Here is a 17,267-nt window from a genome sequence, read left to right on the forward strand (position 1 = left end):
CATGGGCTACAGAACTGCGGCGGGCCTCTTCACGGCGGCGGAAGTCGGGGCGCCCCACAAGCGGGAACGGCTCTTCATCCTCGCCCACCGCGAGCGCGACCACATGGCCGACCCCGCGCGCCTGCTCCGGGACCCGTTCGAGCGGTGGGAACCGGACCAAGATGCTTGCCCGCTGGCCGACGCCGATGGCGAGCGACGGAAACAAGCCGAGCGCTGGAAAGCGCAAGACGGCCGACCTGACCGGTGTGAGCCGGATGTGGATGACGCCGACGGCGCGGGACCACAAGGACGGGGCGACGAGCCTTGCCAACACGCCGGTGAATGGCCTGCTTGGCCGCCAGGTCCTGGTGACGCCGATGGCTGGCGGGAGTTCCTGCGACACGCCCCGGACATTGAACCCAGCATTCGTCGAGGCGCTGATGGGCTGGCCCACCGGGTGGACCGCCTTCGGCTCTGTGGCAACGGCGTGGTCCCGCTGGTTGCCGCGCATGCGCTTCGAACTTTGGCGGCTGAATTGCTGGCCGACGGATGAGGGGGCGCGATGAAGCAGAGCCGGGCCATGTCATTGATCGAGGCGATCGCCAACGTGGCGCTCGGCTACGTTCTGGCCATCGTCACGCAGATCATGATCTTCCCGATCTTCGGGCTGCAGGCGACTTTGACGCAGAACCTGAAGATCGGCGCGATCTTCACCCTCGTGAGCATCGCGCGCTCCTTCGCCCTGCGGCGGCTGTTCGAGGCAATCCGTGTGCCGAGGGCGCAATGAGCACCGCCGCTCACGCAGGGCGGCGGTAGCAGGGTTCTGAACGCCGGTGCCTCAGTCGCAGGCGATGCGGTAGACCCGTCCGCGCCCCTCGACCTTCTCGGAGGTGATCGTCAGGCCGAGCCTCTTCTTGAGGGCACCGGCAAGGGCACCCCTCACAGTGTGGGGCTGCCAGTCGAGAGCCTTTGCGATCTCGTCGATGGTCGCGCCGCCCTCGGCGCGGAGCATCTCGATCAGCCGGGCCTGTTTGGTGCCGCTGCGCGGCTTGCGGGTCTTGGGCGCGGGAGCGGGTCCGGCGGCTTCCGGCGCGTCGTTGTCGCCACGCTCGATGCCGATGGCGGCGAGTCCCGCGTCGGTGATGCGCAGGAGGATGGCGCGGCCGTCCTCGTCGTTGCGCCAGATGCGGTTGAGCGCGGGATCGGCCTTGGCCAACCGGTCGGTCGGGGTCTCCTCGACCAACTCCCGCCGGAGCAGGGCGCCGATGACCTTGTGCGCGGCGCCGCCGCGCAAGGAGCCGGGCAGCGGCAGAACGTTGCGGTCATCGCGCTGGGCGGCGGCGGAAAGGATGATCAGCTGCGTGTCGGAAAGGCCGGACATTGTGGGTCTCCTCGTTGAAGAACAGTGGGCATCGGGGTCAGGCATCCTCGCCGAAGGCGAATGCGGTGATCTCGCGCAGCCGCTCGGCGATGTGGCCGAGGGTGCCGACGTCCGCCCAGTTCACCTCGTCGGGCGAGCGCCAGAAGTGGTCCTCGCTCAGCGCCTGCAGGCGGGCGAGCATCTCGTCGATCTCCGCCTTGCGCGACACGAAGGCGGCGAGCGCGGCCTCCTGCGTGCGCCGGGCTTTCTCTTCGCGGGTGAGGGGGCTGTGCGTCATGGGCCGAACTCTCTGGCTTGAGTTGCATCCTCCGTGTGATGACAGCTTCGCTCCGGCTCCGGGGCCCATAAAGCGAATAAGCGCATGATTCCAAAGAATAATCTCCTCAAAGGCCAGCGTGGCTCCGCGCCTTCATGCGCCAATGCGCCGGCGCGTGGAAACGTGGCCCGGAGCGGCTGAGACGGAGGCGATCCCGCCGGTCGGGGCGGAGGCCGGATGGGACTTTCGAGACGGCAATACGCGCGGCATCGCGGGGTGAGCGAAATGGCCGTGCGCAAGGCGATCGCCGCCGGACGGATCACCCTCGAGCCCGACGGGACCATCGACCCCGACAAGGCCGACCGGCAATGGGACGAGCGGACCGATCCGGCGAAGACACGGGGCCGGGCGGTGCCGCGCGATGCCGTGGAGGCCGTCGACGAGGCGCTGGGCGAGAGCGGCGGCAACAGCGGCGCGGTGTTCATGCGTGCCCGCGCGGCCAACGAGGTGATCAAGGTCAGGACCGGCCGCCTGAAGCTGCAGAAGCTCGAGGGCGAGCTGGTGGACCGCCGCCGGGCCGAAGAGATGATCTTCGATCTCGCCCGGCGCGAGCGCGACGCCTGGATCGGCTGGCCCGCGCGGGTGGCGGCCCGCATGGCCGCCGAACTCGGCGTCGAGGCGCGCCTCGTCGAGACGGTGCTCGACCGGTTCATTCGCGAGCATCTGGAGGAACTGGTGGAGATCGCCCTTGAGCTGCGCTGAACCCTTCGCCGGGGCGGCGGCGCTGGCCCGCGCCTGGTCGGCGGGACTCGCACCGGATCCGGCGCTGTCGGTCTCGGACTGGGCCGATGCGCACCGCGTCCTGTCCTCGCGCGCGGCGTCCGAGGCCGGCCCCTACCGCACCGCCCGCACGCCCTACATGCGCGCGATCATGGATGCGCTCGGGCCCCACCATCCCGCCAAGCGGGTGGTGTTCATGAAATCCGCCCAGGTCGGCGCGACGGAGGCGGGAAACAACTGGCTCGGCTACTGCATCCACATGGCGCCGGGGCCGATCCTCGCGGTGCAGCCCACGGTGGACCTTGCCAAGCGGCTGTCGCAGCAGCGGATCGACCCGCTCATCGAGGAAAGCCCCGTGCTGCGCGAGCGCGTGGCCCCGAGCCGGTCGCGGGATGCGGGCAACACGGTGCTCGCAAAGCGCTTCCCGGGCGGGCAGATGATCCTGACCGGGGCCAACTCGGCGGTGGGCCTGCGCTCGATGCCCGCGCGCTGGGTCTTCCTCGACGAGGTCGACGCCTATCCCGGCGATGTCGATGGCGAGGGCGACCCGATCGCGCTTGCCGAGGCGCGCACGGCAAGCTTCGGCCACCGGGCGAAGCTCTTCCTCGTCTCCACGCCCACCATCAAGGGCGCGAGCCGGATAGAGCGCGAATGGGAGCTGACCGACCAGAACCGCTATCACGTGCCGTGCCCCCATTGCGGCGGGTTGCAGTGGCTCCGCTTCGAGCGGCTCCGGTGGGAGAAGGGGCGGCCGGAGACGGCGGTCCACATGTGCGAGCATTGCGAGGCCGCCATAGAGGAGCGGCACAAGCCGCAGATGATGGCCGAGGAGAACGGCGCCAGATGGCTGCCGACGGCCGCGCCGGACATGGTCGAACGGGCGCGGGCGCTGGGGATCGTCGGCTTCCACATCTCGGGGCTCTACTCGCCGCTCGGCTGGCGCTCCTGGGCCGACATCGCGCGCATCTGGGAAGAGGCGCAGGGCAACGATGCCGCGCTCAAGACCGCGAAGAACACCGTGCTCGGCGAGACCTGGGCCGAGCGGGGCGAGGCGCCGGACTGGCAGCGCCTCTACGAGCGGCGCGAGGACTGGCCGCTCGGCACCGTGCCCAAGGGCGCGCTGGTGCTCACCGCCGGGGCCGACGTGCAGCGCGACCGGATCGAGGTCGATGTCTGGGGCTGGGGGCGGCGGCTGGAGAGCTGGCTTGTCGATCACGTGGTGATCGAGGGCGACACGGGTGGCGCCGAGGTCTGGCAGGAGCTCACGCGCTTTCTCGATGCCACCTGGCCACATGAGAGCGGCGCCCGGATGCGACTTGCCCGGCTCGCGATCGACGCGGGCGACGGGCTTACCACGGGCGCGGTCTATGCGTGGGTGCGCTCGGTCAGCCCGGGCCCGGCGATGGCGGTCAAGGGAGTGCCTGGTTTCGACCGGGCGGCGCCCGTGGACGGGCCGAGCCATGCCGAGGTGACCGAGAACGGGCGGCGGCTGCGCCGGGGCGTGCGCTTCTGGAAGGTGGCGGGCGCGGTGTTCAAGGGCGAGCTCTATCGCTTCCTGCGCCAGCCCGTGCCGACCGACGAAGAACTGGCGCAGGGCAAGGGCTGGCCGCCGGGCTTCGTGCATCTGCCGCGGGGCGTCACGGCCGAGTGGCTGCGCCAGCTCACCGCCGAGCAGCTGGTCACGGTGCGCACCCGCACCGGCTTCGCGAAGCTCGAGTGGCAGCAGATCCGCGAGCGCAACGAGGCGCTCGACGCCCGCGTCTATGCCCGCGCCGCCGCCTGGCTCATCGGCATCGATCGCTGGGACGAGGCGCGCTGGGCGGATCTCGAGGCGCAACTCGTCGAGGCGGGAGCACAGGAGGCGCAGCTGGCGGGCGATCCGTCCCGCCGGGGAAAACCGGCCGGGCGGAGGCCCACGGGGTGGTTCGGTTATGGCCGAAGGGAATGGTTTCGATGACGTGGACGGAAACGGAGCTCGAGGCGCTCAGGGCCGCCTACGCCGCGGGTGTCCTTCGGGTGAGCTATGACGGCAAGAGCGTCGAATACGGCTCGGAGGCGGACCTCTTGCGCCGGATCCGGGTGATCGAGGCGGAGATGTCCCGGAGCCGGCCGGGTGGCCTGCCAAAGGCGGGATATGCAAGCTTCAGGCGGGGCGGATGAACATGAAGCCGGTGGATCCGCGCCCGGGGCTCATCGACCGGGCCGTGGCCGTCTTCGCGCCCCAAGCCGCCGCGCGCCGCATGGCCGCGCGCATGGCCATGGCCAACATGCAGCGCGCCTATGAGGGCGCGGCGCGGGGGCGGCTGACCGAGGGCTGGATCGCCACAAGCGGTTCGGCCGACGCCGAGATCGCCGCGGCGGGCAGGGTGCTGCGCGACCGAATGCGCGATCTCGTGCGCAACAACCCTCTCGCCGCGCAGGCCGTGCAGGTGCTGGTGGGCAATATCGTGGGCACCGGCATCCGCCCCCGCGCCGCCTCGGGTGACAAGGCGCTCGACGAGCGGGTGAACGCGCTCTGGCGGGAGTGGTCTGCCCGCTGCGACGCGCATGGTCACACGGATTTCCACGGGCTGACCACGCTCGCGGTTCGCGAGATGATCGAGGGCGGCGAAGTCTTCGCATTGCGCCGCCTGCGCCGGGAGCGCAGGGAGGCCGGGCGCATCCCCTTCGTGATCGAGTTGCGCGAGGCCGACCATCTCGACGAGGCCGCGCGACCTGCCAGCCGCGAGGCGTCGGTTCGCCAGGGGATCGAGTATGACGCCTCGGGCCGGCGGGTGGCCTACTGGCTCTTCGACGAGCACCCGGGCGATGCGGCGCTGGGCAGCGCGAAGCTTCCGCGCTCGCAGCGGGTGCCGGCCGACCGCGTGGCCCACCTCTATGAACGTCAGAGGGTGCAGAGCCGGGGCGTGCCCTGGGGGGCACCCGCGATGCGCGCCTTGCGCGATCTCGGCGACTGGCAGGCGGCCGAGCTCGTGCGCAAGAAGACCGAGGCCTGCCTTGTCGGTGTCGTCTTCGGCGCGGAGGAAGCCGAGCAGGGCGTGGCGCCCTCCGTCGTCGATGCCGACAACCGGGTGATCGAGGCCTTCGAGCCGGGGCTCATTGCCTATGCGCGAGGGGCGAAGGACATCCGCTTCAACCAGCCGGGCAGCGGCGCAGGCATCCGCGAGTGGCTGCAGGTGCAGATGCATCTGATCGCCGCGGGCTTCCGGGTTCCCTACGCGCTCATGACCGGCGATCTGAGCCAGACCAACTTTTCCTCCTCGCGGGTGGGGCTCAACGAGTTCCGCCGCATGGTGGAACAGCTGCAATGGAACACGGTGATCCCGATGTTCTGCGAGCCGGTTTGGAGCTGGTTCGTCGAGGGCGCGCGCCTGCGGGGCCTGATCCCGGTTGAAGCCCGCGTTCCCGCCGAATGGGCGCCGCCCGCGTTCGAGAGCGTCAACCCGCTTCAGGATGCGCAGGCCGATCTTCTCGAGGTGCGGGCGGGGTTCTCGACCATCGCCCAGCAGGTGGCGCGGCGCGGCTACGACCCCGAGGAGGTGATGGCCGAGTGGCGCCGCATGGCCGAGCAGATGGACGCGCTGGGCCTTGTCTTCGACAGCGACCCGCGCCGCGTGACCAAGGCGGGGCTGCATCAGACCGACGCGCCCGCGCCTCCCGACGCAGACTGACAGGAGAAGCCCATGCCCGAGGACAGGGTTGCGCTGCCCGCGCTCACGCGGGCGGCCGAGATGGTGCCGGCCTCGCTCAACGAGGCCGAGCGCACGGTGGATGTGATCTGGACCACCGGCGCGCGCGTGGCGCGGCCGCGGCTCTTCGGCGATCCCGTGGAGGAGGAGCTTTCGCTTGCGCCGGGCGCGGTACGGCTCGAGCGGCTCAATTCCGGCGCGCCCTTCCTCGCCGGCCATGGCCGGGGGCTTGGCGATGTGCTCGGCGTCGTGGTCGAGGGTTCGGCGCGCATCGAGGACGGGCGCGGGATCGCGACGATCCGCATTTCCCGGCGCGAGGAGGTCGAGCCCTTCTGGCGCGACGTGCGCGACGGGGTCATCCGCAACGTCTCCGTGGGCTACCGGGTACATCGCTTCGAGGTCACGGCCCGGCGCGACGGGCCAGACCTGTACCGCGCCGTCGACTGGGAGCCCCTCGAGATCTCCGCCGTGGCCATCGGCGCGGATCCCGGCGCGCGCACGCGCGCAAGCGATGACGCGGCGCTCTGCCACATCATCAGACCCACCAGCACCAGAACCGAGGACGACGACATGCCCGAAGCCACCCCCACGACGCCCGCAGAGGACGAAGACCGGACCCGCGCCGCCGCGACCGAGGCAGGGGCCGAAGCCGCACAGGTCAGCGCGCCGCCGCCGGCGGACGAGGACCGCATTCGCGCCGAGGAGCGCGCCCGCGCGCGCGAGATCCTCGCGCTCTGCCGCCGTCACGGCATCGAGGAGGACGTCGCCGAACGGCTGATCGCCGAGGGCGCCACGCTCGACGCCGCCCGCGCCGCGATTCTCGAGGCGCTGGCAAGCTCCGATCCGCTCGGCGAGCGGGTGGTCGAGCCCGCGCCCGCCCGCGCGCGTGACGACCGCGCCGACCGGGCGCAGGCCGAGGCGATCGCGTCGGCGCTGATGCACCGCTTCGACCCGGGGCGGGAGCTTGCCCCCGGTGCCCGCGACTTCCGCGGTCTCAGCCTGATGGAGATTGCCCGCCACGTGCTGGAGCGTGGCGGGGTGTCCACGGCGGGTCTCACGCGCATGGAACTCGCCGGTGCCGCGCTGATGAGCCGGGCGGGGATGCACTCCACCTCCGACTTCCCCGCGATCCTTGCCAATGTCGCCGGCAAGACCCTGCGCACGGCCTACGAGCGCACGCCGCGCACCTTCACCGCCTGGGCGCGGCGCACCGCGATCACCGACTTCAAGCCGGTGAGCCGCGTGCAGCTTTCGGGCGCGCCGGATTTGCAGAAGGTGCTCGAGGGCGGCGAGTTCCAGTACGGCACCATCGGCGAGGGCAAGGAAGTCTATGCGCTGGCAAGCTACGGGCGCATTCTCGCCATCACCCGCCAGGCGCTCATCAATGACGATCTCGATGCCTTCACCCGCATCCCGGCTGCCTTCGGCGCCGCCGCCGCCGATCTCGAGAGCGACATCGTCTACGCGATCCTGAACCAGAACCCGGCGATGGCCGATGGCAAGGCGCTGTTTCACGCGAGCCACGGCAATCTGGCCTCCGGCTCCGCGATCACCGAGACCGCGCTTGCCGAGGCCTGGCGGGCCTTCGGCAAGCAGACCGGACTCGAGGGGCGGCTCATCTCCGTGCTGCCGCGCTGGATCCTCGTGCCGCCGGGCACGCGGGCGCTCGAGGCGCGCAAGCATATGACGGCGACGACGCCCGCGAGCGCGGCCGACGTGAACCCCTATGCCGGTCGGCTCGAGATCGTCGAGGAGCCGCGTCTCATCCCCGCCTCGGGCAATGACCCGTGGTTTCTCGCCGCCGATCCCGCGCGTGTGGACACGGTGGAATACGCCCATCTCGAGGGGCACGAAGGCGTCTTCATCGAAACCCGCTCCGGCTTCGAGGTGGACGGGATCGAGATCAAGGCCCGACACGACTTCGCCGCCAAGGCCATCGACTGGCGCGGCCTCTACAAGAACCCCGGCGCCTGATCGCGCGCCCCGAGAGGAAAGGACCACCCCATGAAAAACTACATCGCGGCGGGCACCACGCTGACCATCACCGCAGCGGCCGACATCACCTCGGGCGAGGGCGTGCTGGTGGGCGCGCTCTTCGGCGTGGCGGTCACCGACATCGCCACGGGCGAGGCGGGCGAGATTGCGCTGACCGGCGTCTATGAGCTGCCCAAGGCGCCGAGCCAGGCGTGGACGCAAGGTGGCAGGGTCTACTGGGACGACACCGCGAAACAGTGCACCACGGCGGCGACCGGCAACACGCTCATCGGCGCCGCCGTGCGCGCTGTGGGCGGCGGCGCCTCGGAGACCATCGGCACCGTGCGCCTCAACGGAACCGCGTGATGGGCGCCTTCGCGCAGATGGCCGAGCGGCTGTTTCTTGACCGCAACCTCGCGCAGGCAGCGGTCTGGAGCCGGCCGGGCGGGACCACGGCGCAGGTGCGGGTGATCCTGCACCGGCCGGACGAGATCTTCGAGTTCGGCGGCGCGCGCATTGTCTCGAGCCGGGCGCTGCTCGATGTGCGGGTGGCCGAAGTGCCCGATCTCGCCCCCGGCGACAGCTTCGCCATCGGTACCGACAGCTGGGTTGTGCAGGGCGAGCCGCTGCGCGACGCCGAACGGCTCGTCTGGCGCGCCGAGGTGGTGCTGGAATGAGGCTCAGCTTCCGCCGCGAGGAAGACCTGCAGGCGGCGCTTCACGCCGAATACCTCGCGGGCGAACGCGCGGTGACGGCGGCCATGGATCGCGCCGCGCGGCAGATCAAGCAGGACTGGCGCGGGCAGATCACCCGCGCCGGGCTGGGCCGGAGGCTCGCCAACACCATTCGCGCCAGACGCTTCCCAGAGCGCGAGGCCAGCATGGATGCGGCGGCGCTCATCTGGTCGAAGGCGCCCGAGATCGTGGGCGCGCACGCGCGCGGCGCGCTCATCCGCTCGCGCGGGGGCTTCTGGCTCGCCATCCCGCTGCCTGCCGCGGGCAAGGGGCGCGGCGGCGCCCGGCTCACCCCCGGCGAGTGGGAACGGCGGAGGGGCATGCGCCTGCGCTTCGTCTATCGCCGCGGGGGCCCGAGCCTGCTCGTCGCCGACAGCGCGCGGGTGAGCCGGCGCGGTGTCGCGGTCGAGAAGCGCGGCCGGAGGCGGAAGACGGACGGCATCCTCACCGGCGAGCAGACGGTGCCAGTGTTCCTCCTCGTGCCGCAGGTGCGGTTGCGAAGGCGGCTCGACCTCGTCAGCGGCGCAAAGCGGGTGCAGACGGCGGTGCCGGGGTTGATCGTGGCGGGGTGGGTGGATGTCAAATCTTGATATGGACAATGGCTGGCAATCGGTCCTTTGCTTGATGGGCGGAAACTGAAAGGCTACCTATCTCGAAGAGCTTATTCTTCCGGGGTTGTCATGTCTCTCAGGCCATTTCTCCTTTCCGCGTTCATCGCCGCCTCCCTCCCTGCACAGGCGCAGGAGCGAAACTTGGCGTTGGAACTCGCCGAAATCGAGCGTCAGATCAGTGAAGTGGAAGCCGAGGCAGCAAAATATGATGGCGGTTTGATCGTCGGTTTGATCAATGCTAGGAAGGAAGCGCTCTTGCTCGCGCGAACACTGATCCAGAACCGCCTTCTTGCGGAGGAAGGCAATGCAACTATCGAGGTGATCGTACCGGCAATTCAGCCTGATCCGACTCGTGCAGAGCAAATCCTGGGCGAGATGGCAGCAGCGCAGGCACGCATTGAGGAAGCTGAAAAGGAAGCTGCCAACGCTGGAGGGCTTATTCAGGCTCTCGCGCTCAGTCGCGTGGAAACGGAAAAGCTTACACTGGCCCAATTGCAGATGGGGTACCTTCAGGCCCGGTACGGCATTGCCTTCCCGATCACACAGGTGCAGGCTCCTGAATCTGCAGATCGTAGCCCCGCTGCAGCAGATCCGGTCGACGACCCGGTCGAGGCAGGACAAGCGGTTGCTTGGGCAGACCCCCGCTTTCCAGAAATCGACTACACCCTCCAGCCGTTCGAACAAGCACACAAGGAAGGCCACAGGATCTCAGGTTGGTGGGTGATCCAGACCGAGCGAGCGGCGGTTGATGACAGTCCGTTGGTTACAGCGGTTAACTATTCGGAGTACGAACCACGTAATTTCATGGGTTTCACCGCCCTGATCGCACGCTGCATGGAGGGTGAGACGGCGCTGATCTTCGTGCAGGACGACTTCCTGATGAACGACTTTCGGCGGAATTCCTTCGAGATGACAATTCGGATCGATGACAAACCGGCTCGACAGATGCGATGGAGCAGCCTCACAAGCAACAAGGGAGCCGGCCTCTTCGGTCGTGACGCGGAAACCTTCATCCGCGCGATCTACGATGCTGACCGACTGTTCCTGCGTCTTGTGGAGTCGAACGGTCAGCGCCATGACGCGGTCTTCGACCTGTCCGGTGGGCAAGATGCCTTTGAGGAAGTCGCCGCAGCATGCGGATGGACCACATTGTCGCTATCCGCAGACGACTATCGCGCGATCCAGACCTTGCTCAACGCAGGCGGGTTTAATGCCGGCGCGCCCGATGGCAAGTGGGGACCAGCATCGCAAAAGGCAATGCGTGCCTATCAGGCGTCGGTCGGGTTGCCGGAGACTGGCGCGCCAGACAGGGCGACCCTTCGTAGCCTCGGGTTCGAGCGCTGACACGACCGAGCCGCCTAAGGCTAATCTTGGTGCGGCCCTTCAGACCGTTGTTTACTGAATTTCCTTGTAGAGTGGTATGCCCACCACCCGCGAAACCATCCTCTCCGCGCTGCACGCGCGGCTCTCTGCCCTGCCCGCAACCGTCCTGCGCGGCGAGGTGCTGCCCGAGCGGGTGCCGGCCGGGGGGCTCGTGATACTGCGTGACGGAGATCCGGGCGAGCCGGAAGTCACGCTCTCGCCGCTCATCTGGCACTACCGCCACCGCGCCGAGCTCGAAGTGATCGTGCAGGGGCGCGACCGGGATGTCGAATTCGACGCTCTCTGCGCCGCCATCGGCGCCGCGCTCGCCGCCGACCGCACGCTGGGCGGGCTCTGCGACCGGGTCGAGGCCGAGGCGCCCGCGCCGGCTGACTTGCCCCTCGAGGGAGGCGCGAGCCTCAAGGCCGCCGTGGTGCCGGTGGTGCTGAGCTATTCGACGAGCGATCCGCTCGCCTGATCTCAAACGAAGGAGTAAACACATGGCACGCGCCAGCGGGGCGCGGGCGCAGCTCGCGCTCGCGTTCGAGACGACCTATGGCACCACGCCCGCCTCGGGCTTCGTGCGGATGCCTTTCACGAGCTGCGGTCTCGGCGCCGAGCAGCCGCTCATCGAGAGCGACCTTCTGGGCCTCGGACGCGATCCGGCCGCGCCCATCCGCGACGCGGTGACGGTCGACGGGGACATCGGCATTCCGGTGGATGTCGAGGCGATCGGCTACTGGCTGAAGGCGCTCTTCGGCGATCCGGTCACCAGCGGCACCGGCCCCTACACGCACGAGTTCCGCTCGGGTGCCTGGAGCCTGCCCTCGATGTCGATCGAGGTCGGCATGCCCGAGGTGCCGCGCTTTGCCATGTATGGGGGCTGCGTAGCCGACCGGCTGCAACTGCGCATGGAACGGGCCGGAAATCTCGCCGCCACCGTCAGCCTCGTCGCGCGGGGCGAGACCACGGCCGCGAGTTCGCAGGCGGGCACGCCCGCCGCCATCGCCTTGCAGCGGTTCGGGCATTTCCACGGCTCCATCACCCGCAATGGCGCCAGCCTCGGCAATGTCGTGGTGGCCGAGATCGAGTATGCCAACAACCTTGACCGGATCGAGACCATCCGCGCCGACGGGCGCATCGACGGCGCCGACCCTTCGGTGGCCGCGCTGACCGGCACCATCGACGTGCGTTTCGCCGACACGACGCTCGTCGATCAGGCCGTGGCGGGCGGCGCCTGCGAGCTCGAATTCGCCTGGGCGCTGCCGAGCGGTGAGAGCCTGACGATCACCGCCCATTCGGTGTTCCTTCCGCGCCCGCGGCTTGCGATCGAGGGCCCGCGCGGCGTGCAGGCAAGCTTCGCCTGGCAGGGCGCGCGCGACGATGCGCTGGGGCGGATGTGCACCGTGACCCTCGTCAACAATGTGAGCGCCTACTGATGCTGAAACTCGATCTCACCCACGCCCCGCGCTGGCTCGACCTCGGCCGGGGACTTCGGCTGCACGTTCTGCCGCCCATGAGCACCCTTGCCGCCCAGGTCTGGCGCGAGATGGCGGAGGCAGGCGCCTTCGACGAGACCCCGGCCGTCGATCCGGGCGTTGCCGAGGCGAAGGCATGGGCGCGGCGGGTGGTCATCGGCTGGGAAGGGGTCGGCGATGCCGATGGCAACCCGATCGAGGCCCCGAGCCCCGAGACCATCGACGCGCTGATCGACGTGCCATGGGTCTATCTTGCCTTCCGCGCGCGGTTCCTGGCGCCGCTCCACGCGTTGGAGCAGGAAAAAAACGCCTCCGCGCCCTCGCCGAGTGGGAATTCCGCGGGGGCGCCGAATACTGCCGCGCTTGCGAGGGGCCCTGCGACGACTGCCCGCGGCTCGTGAATGCGCCCGCGAGTGTCGAGGGATTGCAGGCCTGGGAGCTTGCGCGCCGCCTTGGCGGCCAGCTTCGTGTCGGCCCGACCGGTGCCGTCATCGGTTGGGACTTCGCGGCGGCACTGGCGCTGGCGCGGGCGATGGGCGCCGATCCCGCGGCGGTCGCGGAATTCCTGCCCGAGATCGAGGCGGTGATGGTGGCGCGGCTCAATGAACGCAGCGGAGACTGAGCATGGCCGAGCATCGCGTGAGCGTGCGCCTTGCCGCGACCGGCGGGCGCGAGGTGCGCGCCGAGTTCCGCGGGATCGGCGAGGAGGGCAGCCGGTCCTTCGCGATGGTCGGGCGCGAGATCGACAGCCTCAACCGGCGCATGGGCGGTCTCGGGCTCGGTGCGCGGAATGCGCGCGGGGCGATGCGCAATGTCGGGCTGCAGCTCAGCCAGGTGGCTCAGCAGGGCGCCGTCACGGGCGACTACTTCCGGGCGCTCACGGTGCAGATGCCCGACCTTCTTCTCGGCTTCGGCGGGCTTGGCATCGCCATCGGCGCGGCGGCGGCCGTGCTCGGGCCGTTCGTGATCGACCTATTCGAGGCGGCCGACCGGTCGAAGGAACTGGCCGAAAGCGTGGGCGCGCTCGAGAAGGCCGTCGGCGCCTTTGCGAGCCGCGCGCGCGAGGCCGGGGCGAGCACGTCCGAACTTGTCAGAACCTACGGCGCGCTCGCGGGCGAGGCGCGTGAGCTTCTGGCGGTGGAGCGCGATCTTGCCCGCCTTGACGCGCTTGAGCAGATCGCGGCGTCGGCCGAGGCTGTCCGCGCGGCGCTGGGCGACATCGGCACGCGCACGCGCGCGGAGTTCGCGCAGGCGGCAGCGCGGGTGGCCGAGGTGAATGCCGAGATCGAGCGGCTGCGCGCCGAGCAGCGCGCGCTCCTCCGCGAGGGGCTCGATGTGGGCGACAATGTCCAGCGCAACCTCGCGATTTCGACCGCGCTTGCAGAGCTTCAGAACGGCCTTCTCGAGATCGGCGCCCTGACGGGCCCGATCTACCGGCTGCGCGACGCGCTGGGCATCACCTTCGAGGATGCCGCCGCGCTCGCGGGCGCCATGGCCGATCTGAGGGACGCGCGCGGGATCGAGGCGCAGTCCCGCGCGCTCGAAGCCCTGCGCGCGAGCTACATCGCGGCACTTGGCGGCCTCGAGGCGATGACGGCCGAGCAGCGCGCCTTTCTCGCCCGCCTCACGGATGCCTCGCTTGCCGCGATCCGCTTCCGCGCGCTGATGGATGAGGCGGGCGCCTCGGTCTCGACGGCGGCGGGCAGCGCCACCGCGCTTGCCGACGAAATCGGCCGCGCCGCGGCAAATGCGGCGTCGCTCGCCGCCGAGGGCCTGTCGGCGCTTGCCGAGAGCGAGATCCGCCTGCGCTACCGCGACGATCCGGTGGGCCTTGCAGGGGCCCTTGCCGGGGCGCGGTTCGATGCTCGGCTTGGCGACATCAGCGGGTTCGATCCGATCCTGCAGGAAGGCCTGCGCCGCCAGCGCGAGGCCTTCGTCGAGAATGCCAGGGCCGCCGCGCGGAACCGCCTTGCCTTGCAAGAGTGGAACCGGGAGCAGCGCGCGGCGGCAACGGCCGCCAGCGCCACCCGTACCGCGCTCGAGGAGCAGGCCAAGGGGTGGGGCGCAGTGGCCGAGAGCCTCGCGGCCTACGCGGAGGAGGCCATGGACTGGAGTAGCCAGCTCGGTGACGCTTTCGTCGGGGCGTTCCGAAGCGCCGAGGACGCGGTGGCGCAGTTCGTCTCCGGGGCAAAGCTCGAGATCAGCGACCTCGTCGGCGCGATCCTCGCCGACTTCGCCCGCCTCGCGACGCGGCAGTGGATCACGGGCCCGCTTGCCACGCTTCTCGGCGGCGCGCTGGGCGGGCTGGGTGGCGCCACGGGCGCGGTTCTGCATGCCGGTGGCATGGTGGGAGCAGGCGGACCGCAAAGGGCGCTCACGGGCGCGCTGTGGGCCACGGCGCCGCGGCTGCACGCGGGAGGCTGGCCCGGACTCAGGCCCGACGAGGTGCCGGCCATCCTGCAACGGGGCGAGCGGGTGCTTTCGCGCCGGGAGGTCGCGGCCGGATTCAGTGCGGCAGCGCCCGTTCAGGTCACGATCATGGCGCGCGATGTGGAAGGCTTCCGCCAGTCCCGCGCGCAGATTGCCGCCGACATCGCGCGGGCGGTGTCGCTCGGCCGCAGGGGGCTCTGATGGCGTTCCACGAGGTGCGGTTTCCCGAAGACATCAGCCGGCGTGCCAGGGGCGGCCCCGAACGGCGCACGCAGGTGGTGACGCTGGCAAGCGGGGAGGAGGAGCGCAACGCCAGCTGGGCGAACAGCCGGCGGCGCTACGATGTCGCCTACGGCATCCGGCGCGCGGACGATCTCGCCATCGTCGTCGCCTTCTTCGAGGCACGCAACGGCAGGCTCTACGGCTTCCGCTTCAAGGACTGGGCCGACTACAAGTCCTGCGCACCCTCGCAGGCGCCTTCGGCGACCGATCAGCAGATCGGCACCGGCGACGGCACGACGACCACCTTCCAATTAGTCAAAGCCTATAGCTCGGGCTCGCAGAGCTGGACTCGCACCATCACCAAGCCGGTCGCGGACAGCGTGACGGTTGCGATCGACGGCGTCGAGCAGGCAAGCGGCTGGTCGGTCGAGACCACGACCGGTCTCGTCAGCTTCGACCCCGCCCCCGCGACGGGCGCCGTCATCACCGCGGGCTTCGAGTTCGACGTGCCCGTCCGTTTCGACACCGACACGCTCGACGTCACCCTAGATTTCGAGCGGCTCGGTTCCATCACCTCCATTCCGCTTCTGGAGATACGGCGATGAAATCCCTCTCGCCCGCCCTGCAAACTCATCTCGACGAGGGCACAACGACGCTTGCCTGGTGCTGGCGCATCACGCGGGCCGACGGGCAGGTATTCGGCTTCACCGACCACGACCGGGTGCTTTCCTTCGACGGCACGAGCTTCGAGCCCGAGAGCGGCTTTGCGGCTTCGGAACTGCGCGCGGGCTCCGATCTGGCGGTCGATGCACAGGATGCCGAGGGCGTGCTGCGGTCCGGCGTCATTACCGAGGCCGACATTGCCGCGGGGCTCTGGGATGGGGCTTCGGTCGAGGTCTGGCGGGTGAACTGGCAGGATACCAGCCAGCGCGTGCTGATGCGGCGCGGTGCGATCGGCGAGATCCGGCGCGGGCGCGTGGCCTTCACCGCCGAGATGCGGAGCCTCGCCCATGTTTTGGATCAGCCCGTGGGGCGGAGTTTCCAGGCCGGTTGCGACGCGGTGCTGGGTGACGGGCGTTGCGGGATCGACCTCGAGAACCCGGCCTGGAAGGGCACCGGCACGGTAGCGGTGCTGCTGCGAGCCCGCGCCTTCTCGGCGGCGGGGCTTTCCGGTTTCGCCGCAGGGCTCTTCACCTTTGGCACGCTGACCTGGGACTCGGGCGCCAATGCCGGGAGGAGCGTGGAGGTGGAGCGCCACGAGGTCGCCACCACCGGCGAGGCTGTCATCACGCTGCTGGAATCGCCTGGCAGTCCCATTGCTGCGAACGACGCCTTCACCATCCGCGCCGGCTGCGACAAGGCCTTCGCCACCTGCCGCGACCGCTTCGGCAACACGGCCAACTTCCGGGGCTTTCCGCATATCCCCGGCAACGACACCGTGCTGCGCTACGCCTCGCAGGGCGGGGCCAATGACGGGAGCGTGCTGTGAGCGCGGGCTTCATCCGTCGTCCGGCCGCGCGCGGGAAGGTGATCGCGGCGGCGCGATCCTGGCTCGGCACGGCATACCACGACCAGGCGAGCCTATGCGGCGTCGGCTGCGACTGCCTCGGGCTGGCGCGTGGCGTCTGGCGCGAAGTTGTGGGGCCTGAGCCGTTCCCGATACCGCCATATTCTCGCGATTGGGGAGAGGCCGGGCCGTGCGAAGTGCTCGCCGAGGGCGCGCGCGGCTGCATGATCGAGGTGGCGCCCAGTGAGATCCAACCCGGCGCACTGCTGATGTTCCGCATGCGCGAGCGGGCCATCGCCAAGCATGTCGGCATCCTCACCGACACGGGCACGATGATCCACGCCCGCGAGCGGTTGGGCGTGATCGAGGAACCCTTCACCCAAGCTTGGCGGCGGCGCCTCGCCTTCGCCTTTCTCTTTCCAAAACCCCGGAGGCGATAGTGGCCACGCTCGTGCTCGGTCTGGCCGGTCAGGCCATCGGCGCCTCGATCGGCGGCGGGATCCTTGGTATTTCCGCCGCCACCATTGGCGGGGCGATCGGCACCATGGCCGGTTCCGTCGTGGACAGCTGGATCGTGGGCTCGCTCCAGCCCGACCAGCGCTACGAAGGCGCCAGGCTCGACAGCTTGCGGGTGACGTCCGCCACCGAAGGCGCCACGATCCCGCGCGTCTTCGGCCGCATGCGTCTGGGCGGCAATATCATCTGGGCGACCGATTTCACCGAGCATGTGAGCACCACCACCCAGGGCGGCGGCAAGGGCGGTGGGCCCAAGGTCACCACCACCGAGTATTCCTACACCGCCTCCTTCGCCGTCGCGCTCTGCGAAGGCCCGATCACCGGCATTGGCCGCATCTGGGCCGATGG

General features: G+C 69.8%; 21 protein-coding genes and 1 pseudogene. 20 read left to right on the forward strand and 2 right to left on the reverse strand.

Features of this window, described 5'->3' with window-relative positions; translation table 11 throughout:
* The first annotated feature begins 161 nt into the window (after nt 1-161).
* The gene (locus tag C4S70_RS17090) at nt 162-545 is read left to right on the forward strand and encodes a hypothetical protein (RefSeq protein WP_200822798.1); all 384 of its coding nucleotides are present in this window, start codon (nt 162-164) and stop codon (nt 543-545) included.
* Nucleotides 542-766, forward strand: a complete 225-nt coding sequence (locus C4S70_RS17095) for a DUF7220 family protein (protein WP_104009313.1) — start codon at nt 542-544, stop codon at nt 764-766. The genes C4S70_RS17090 and C4S70_RS17095 overlap by 4 nt, the downstream gene beginning before the upstream one ends.
* A gap of 51 nt (nt 767-817) precedes the next feature.
* Here the strand turns inward: C4S70_RS17095 and C4S70_RS17100 are convergent, their stop codons facing one another.
* Together C4S70_RS17100 and C4S70_RS17105 are read right to left on the reverse strand one after the other, a co-directional pair.
* Nucleotides 818-1,360: a DUF3489 domain-containing protein gene (locus C4S70_RS17100; protein WP_104009314.1), complete on the reverse strand. Its 543-nt coding sequence runs from the start codon at nt 1,358-1,360 to the stop codon at nt 818-820.
* A gap of 37 nt (nt 1,361-1,397) precedes the next feature.
* Entirely contained in the window at nt 1,398-1,637 is a 240-nt protein-coding gene (locus tag C4S70_RS17105; RefSeq protein ID WP_104009315.1) for a hypothetical protein, read from the reverse strand.
* 216 nt (nt 1,638-1,853) lie between these two features.
* Between C4S70_RS17105 and C4S70_RS17110 the strand changes: the two genes are divergently transcribed.
* The 18 genes and pseudogenes from C4S70_RS17110 to C4S70_RS17195 form a co-directional block, all read left to right on the forward strand.
* Nucleotides 1,854-2,378, forward strand: coding sequence for an elements of external origin (locus C4S70_RS17110; protein ID WP_104009316.1), 525 nt, complete (start codon nt 1,854-1,856; stop codon nt 2,376-2,378).
* Nucleotides 2,365-4,353 carry a phage terminase large subunit family protein gene (locus tag C4S70_RS17115; protein WP_104009317.1) on the forward strand — a complete coding sequence of 663 codons (1,989 nt, stop codon included), beginning with the start codon at nt 2,365-2,367 and terminating at the stop codon, nt 4,351-4,353. The genes C4S70_RS17110 and C4S70_RS17115 overlap by 14 nt, the downstream gene beginning before the upstream one ends.
* Nucleotides 4,350-4,556, forward strand: coding sequence for a phage head-tail joining protein (locus tag C4S70_RS17120; RefSeq protein WP_104009318.1), 207 nt, complete (start codon nt 4,350-4,352; stop codon nt 4,554-4,556). Before C4S70_RS17115 ends, C4S70_RS17120 begins: the two co-directional genes overlap by 4 nt.
* Nucleotides 4,553-6,067: a phage portal protein gene (locus C4S70_RS17125; protein WP_200822799.1), complete on the forward strand. Its 1,515-nt coding sequence runs from the start codon at nt 4,553-4,555 to the stop codon at nt 6,065-6,067. Before C4S70_RS17120 ends, C4S70_RS17125 begins: the two co-directional genes overlap by 4 nt.
* Before the next feature lie 12 nt (nt 6,068-6,079).
* Complete coding sequence (locus C4S70_RS17130; RefSeq protein ID WP_104009319.1) at nt 6,080-8,059, forward strand: prohead protease/major capsid protein fusion protein; 1,980 nt, start codon at nt 6,080-6,082, stop codon at nt 8,057-8,059.
* Between the two features lie 30 nt (nt 8,060-8,089).
* Nucleotides 8,090-8,425: a DUF2190 family protein gene (locus C4S70_RS17135; protein WP_104009320.1), complete on the forward strand. Its 336-nt coding sequence runs from the start codon at nt 8,090-8,092 to the stop codon at nt 8,423-8,425.
* A complete protein-coding gene (locus tag C4S70_RS17140) occupies nt 8,425-8,736 on the forward strand; it encodes a head-tail joining protein (protein WP_104009321.1) in 312 nt (103 codons plus the stop codon). Before C4S70_RS17135 ends, C4S70_RS17140 begins: the two co-directional genes overlap by 1 nt.
* Nucleotides 8,733-9,383: a DUF6441 family protein gene (locus tag C4S70_RS17145; protein WP_104009322.1), complete on the forward strand. Its 651-nt coding sequence runs from the start codon at nt 8,733-8,735 to the stop codon at nt 9,381-9,383. The genes C4S70_RS17140 and C4S70_RS17145 overlap by 4 nt, the downstream gene beginning before the upstream one ends.
* A 162-nt stretch (nt 9,384-9,545) precedes the next feature.
* Entirely contained in the window at nt 9,546-10,748 is a 1,203-nt protein-coding gene (locus C4S70_RS17150) for a peptidoglycan-binding domain-containing protein (RefSeq protein WP_235003872.1), read from the forward strand.
* Nucleotides 10,749-10,824: 76 nt separating this feature from the next.
* Complete coding sequence (locus tag C4S70_RS17155) at nt 10,825-11,244, forward strand: acyl-CoA transferase (protein ID WP_104009324.1); 420 nt, start codon at nt 10,825-10,827, stop codon at nt 11,242-11,244.
* 22 nt (nt 11,245-11,266) lie between these two features.
* Entirely contained in the window at nt 11,267-12,205 is a 939-nt protein-coding gene (locus C4S70_RS17160) for a phage tail tube protein (protein WP_104009325.1), read from the forward strand.
* Complete coding sequence (locus C4S70_RS17165; RefSeq protein ID WP_104009326.1) at nt 12,205-12,645, forward strand: hypothetical protein; 441 nt, start codon at nt 12,205-12,207, stop codon at nt 12,643-12,645. Before C4S70_RS17160 ends, C4S70_RS17165 begins: the two co-directional genes overlap by 1 nt.
* Nucleotides 12,642-12,866, forward strand: a complete 225-nt coding sequence (locus C4S70_RS17170; RefSeq protein WP_235003873.1) for a DUF7697 family protein — start codon at nt 12,642-12,644, stop codon at nt 12,864-12,866. The genes C4S70_RS17165 and C4S70_RS17170 overlap by 4 nt, the downstream gene beginning before the upstream one ends.
* A 2-nt stretch (nt 12,867-12,868) precedes the next feature.
* Complete coding sequence (locus C4S70_RS18915) at nt 12,869-14,875, forward strand: phage tail tape measure C-terminal domain-containing protein (protein ID WP_200822800.1); 2,007 nt, start codon at nt 12,869-12,871, stop codon at nt 14,873-14,875.
* A complete protein-coding gene (locus tag C4S70_RS17180; RefSeq protein ID WP_104009328.1) occupies nt 14,875-15,501 on the forward strand; it encodes a DUF2460 domain-containing protein in 627 nt (208 codons plus the stop codon). The genes C4S70_RS18915 and C4S70_RS17180 overlap by 1 nt, the downstream gene beginning before the upstream one ends.
* The gene (locus tag C4S70_RS17185) at nt 15,498-16,385 is read left to right on the forward strand and encodes a DUF2163 domain-containing protein (protein WP_104009329.1); all 888 of its coding nucleotides are present in this window, start codon (nt 15,498-15,500) and stop codon (nt 16,383-16,385) included. The genes C4S70_RS17180 and C4S70_RS17185 overlap by 4 nt, the downstream gene beginning before the upstream one ends.
* Nucleotides 16,382-16,843, forward strand: coding sequence for an NlpC/P60 family protein (locus tag C4S70_RS17190; RefSeq protein ID WP_235003874.1), 462 nt, complete (start codon nt 16,382-16,384; stop codon nt 16,841-16,843). Before C4S70_RS17185 ends, C4S70_RS17190 begins: the two co-directional genes overlap by 4 nt.
* Nucleotides 16,843-17,267, forward strand: a pseudogene (locus C4S70_RS17195) (baseplate multidomain protein megatron); the annotation flags it as partial. The gene C4S70_RS17190 and the pseudogene C4S70_RS17195, both read left to right, overlap by 1 nt.

It is taken from the genome of Jhaorihella thermophila, assembly GCF_900108275.1.
GTDB lineage: Bacteria > Pseudomonadota > Alphaproteobacteria > Rhodobacterales > Rhodobacteraceae > Jhaorihella > Jhaorihella thermophila.

What these genes read in the sequence shown, in the direction of transcription:
- C4S70_RS17090 (WP_200822798.1), top strand. Translation starts at nt 162, where the DNA reads ATGCTTGCCCGCTGGCCGACGCCGATGGCGAGCGACGGAAACAAGCCG.
- C4S70_RS17095 (WP_104009313.1), top strand. Translation starts at nt 542, where the DNA reads ATGAAGCAGAGCCGGGCCATGTCATTGATCGAGGCGATCGCCAACGTG.
- C4S70_RS17100 (WP_104009314.1), bottom strand. Translation starts at nt 1,360, where the DNA reads ATGTCCGGCCTTTCCGACACGCAGCTGATCATCCTTTCCGCCGCCGCC.
- C4S70_RS17105 (WP_104009315.1), bottom strand. Translation starts at nt 1,637, where the DNA reads ATGACGCACAGCCCCCTCACCCGCGAAGAGAAAGCCCGGCGCACGCAG.
- C4S70_RS17110 (WP_104009316.1), top strand. Translation starts at nt 1,854, where the DNA reads ATGGGACTTTCGAGACGGCAATACGCGCGGCATCGCGGGGTGAGCGAA.
- C4S70_RS17120 (WP_104009318.1), top strand. Translation starts at nt 4,350, where the DNA reads ATGACGTGGACGGAAACGGAGCTCGAGGCGCTCAGGGCCGCCTACGCC.
- C4S70_RS17125 (WP_200822799.1), top strand. Translation starts at nt 4,553, where the DNA reads ATGAACATGAAGCCGGTGGATCCGCGCCCGGGGCTCATCGACCGGGCC.
- C4S70_RS17130 (WP_104009319.1), top strand. Translation starts at nt 6,080, where the DNA reads ATGCCCGAGGACAGGGTTGCGCTGCCCGCGCTCACGCGGGCGGCCGAG.
- C4S70_RS17135 (WP_104009320.1), top strand. Translation starts at nt 8,090, where the DNA reads ATGAAAAACTACATCGCGGCGGGCACCACGCTGACCATCACCGCAGCG.
- C4S70_RS17140 (WP_104009321.1), top strand. Translation starts at nt 8,425, where the DNA reads ATGGGCGCCTTCGCGCAGATGGCCGAGCGGCTGTTTCTTGACCGCAAC.
- C4S70_RS17145 (WP_104009322.1), top strand. Translation starts at nt 8,733, where the DNA reads ATGAGGCTCAGCTTCCGCCGCGAGGAAGACCTGCAGGCGGCGCTTCAC.
- C4S70_RS17155 (WP_104009324.1), top strand. Translation starts at nt 10,825, where the DNA reads ATGCCCACCACCCGCGAAACCATCCTCTCCGCGCTGCACGCGCGGCTC.
- C4S70_RS17160 (WP_104009325.1), top strand. Translation starts at nt 11,267, where the DNA reads ATGGCACGCGCCAGCGGGGCGCGGGCGCAGCTCGCGCTCGCGTTCGAG.
- C4S70_RS17165 (WP_104009326.1), top strand. Translation starts at nt 12,205, where the DNA reads ATGCTGAAACTCGATCTCACCCACGCCCCGCGCTGGCTCGACCTCGGC.
- C4S70_RS18915 (WP_200822800.1), top strand. Translation starts at nt 12,869, where the DNA reads ATGGCCGAGCATCGCGTGAGCGTGCGCCTTGCCGCGACCGGCGGGCGC.
- C4S70_RS17180 (WP_104009328.1), top strand. Translation starts at nt 14,875, where the DNA reads ATGGCGTTCCACGAGGTGCGGTTTCCCGAAGACATCAGCCGGCGTGCC.
- C4S70_RS17185 (WP_104009329.1), top strand. Translation starts at nt 15,498, where the DNA reads ATGAAATCCCTCTCGCCCGCCCTGCAAACTCATCTCGACGAGGGCACA.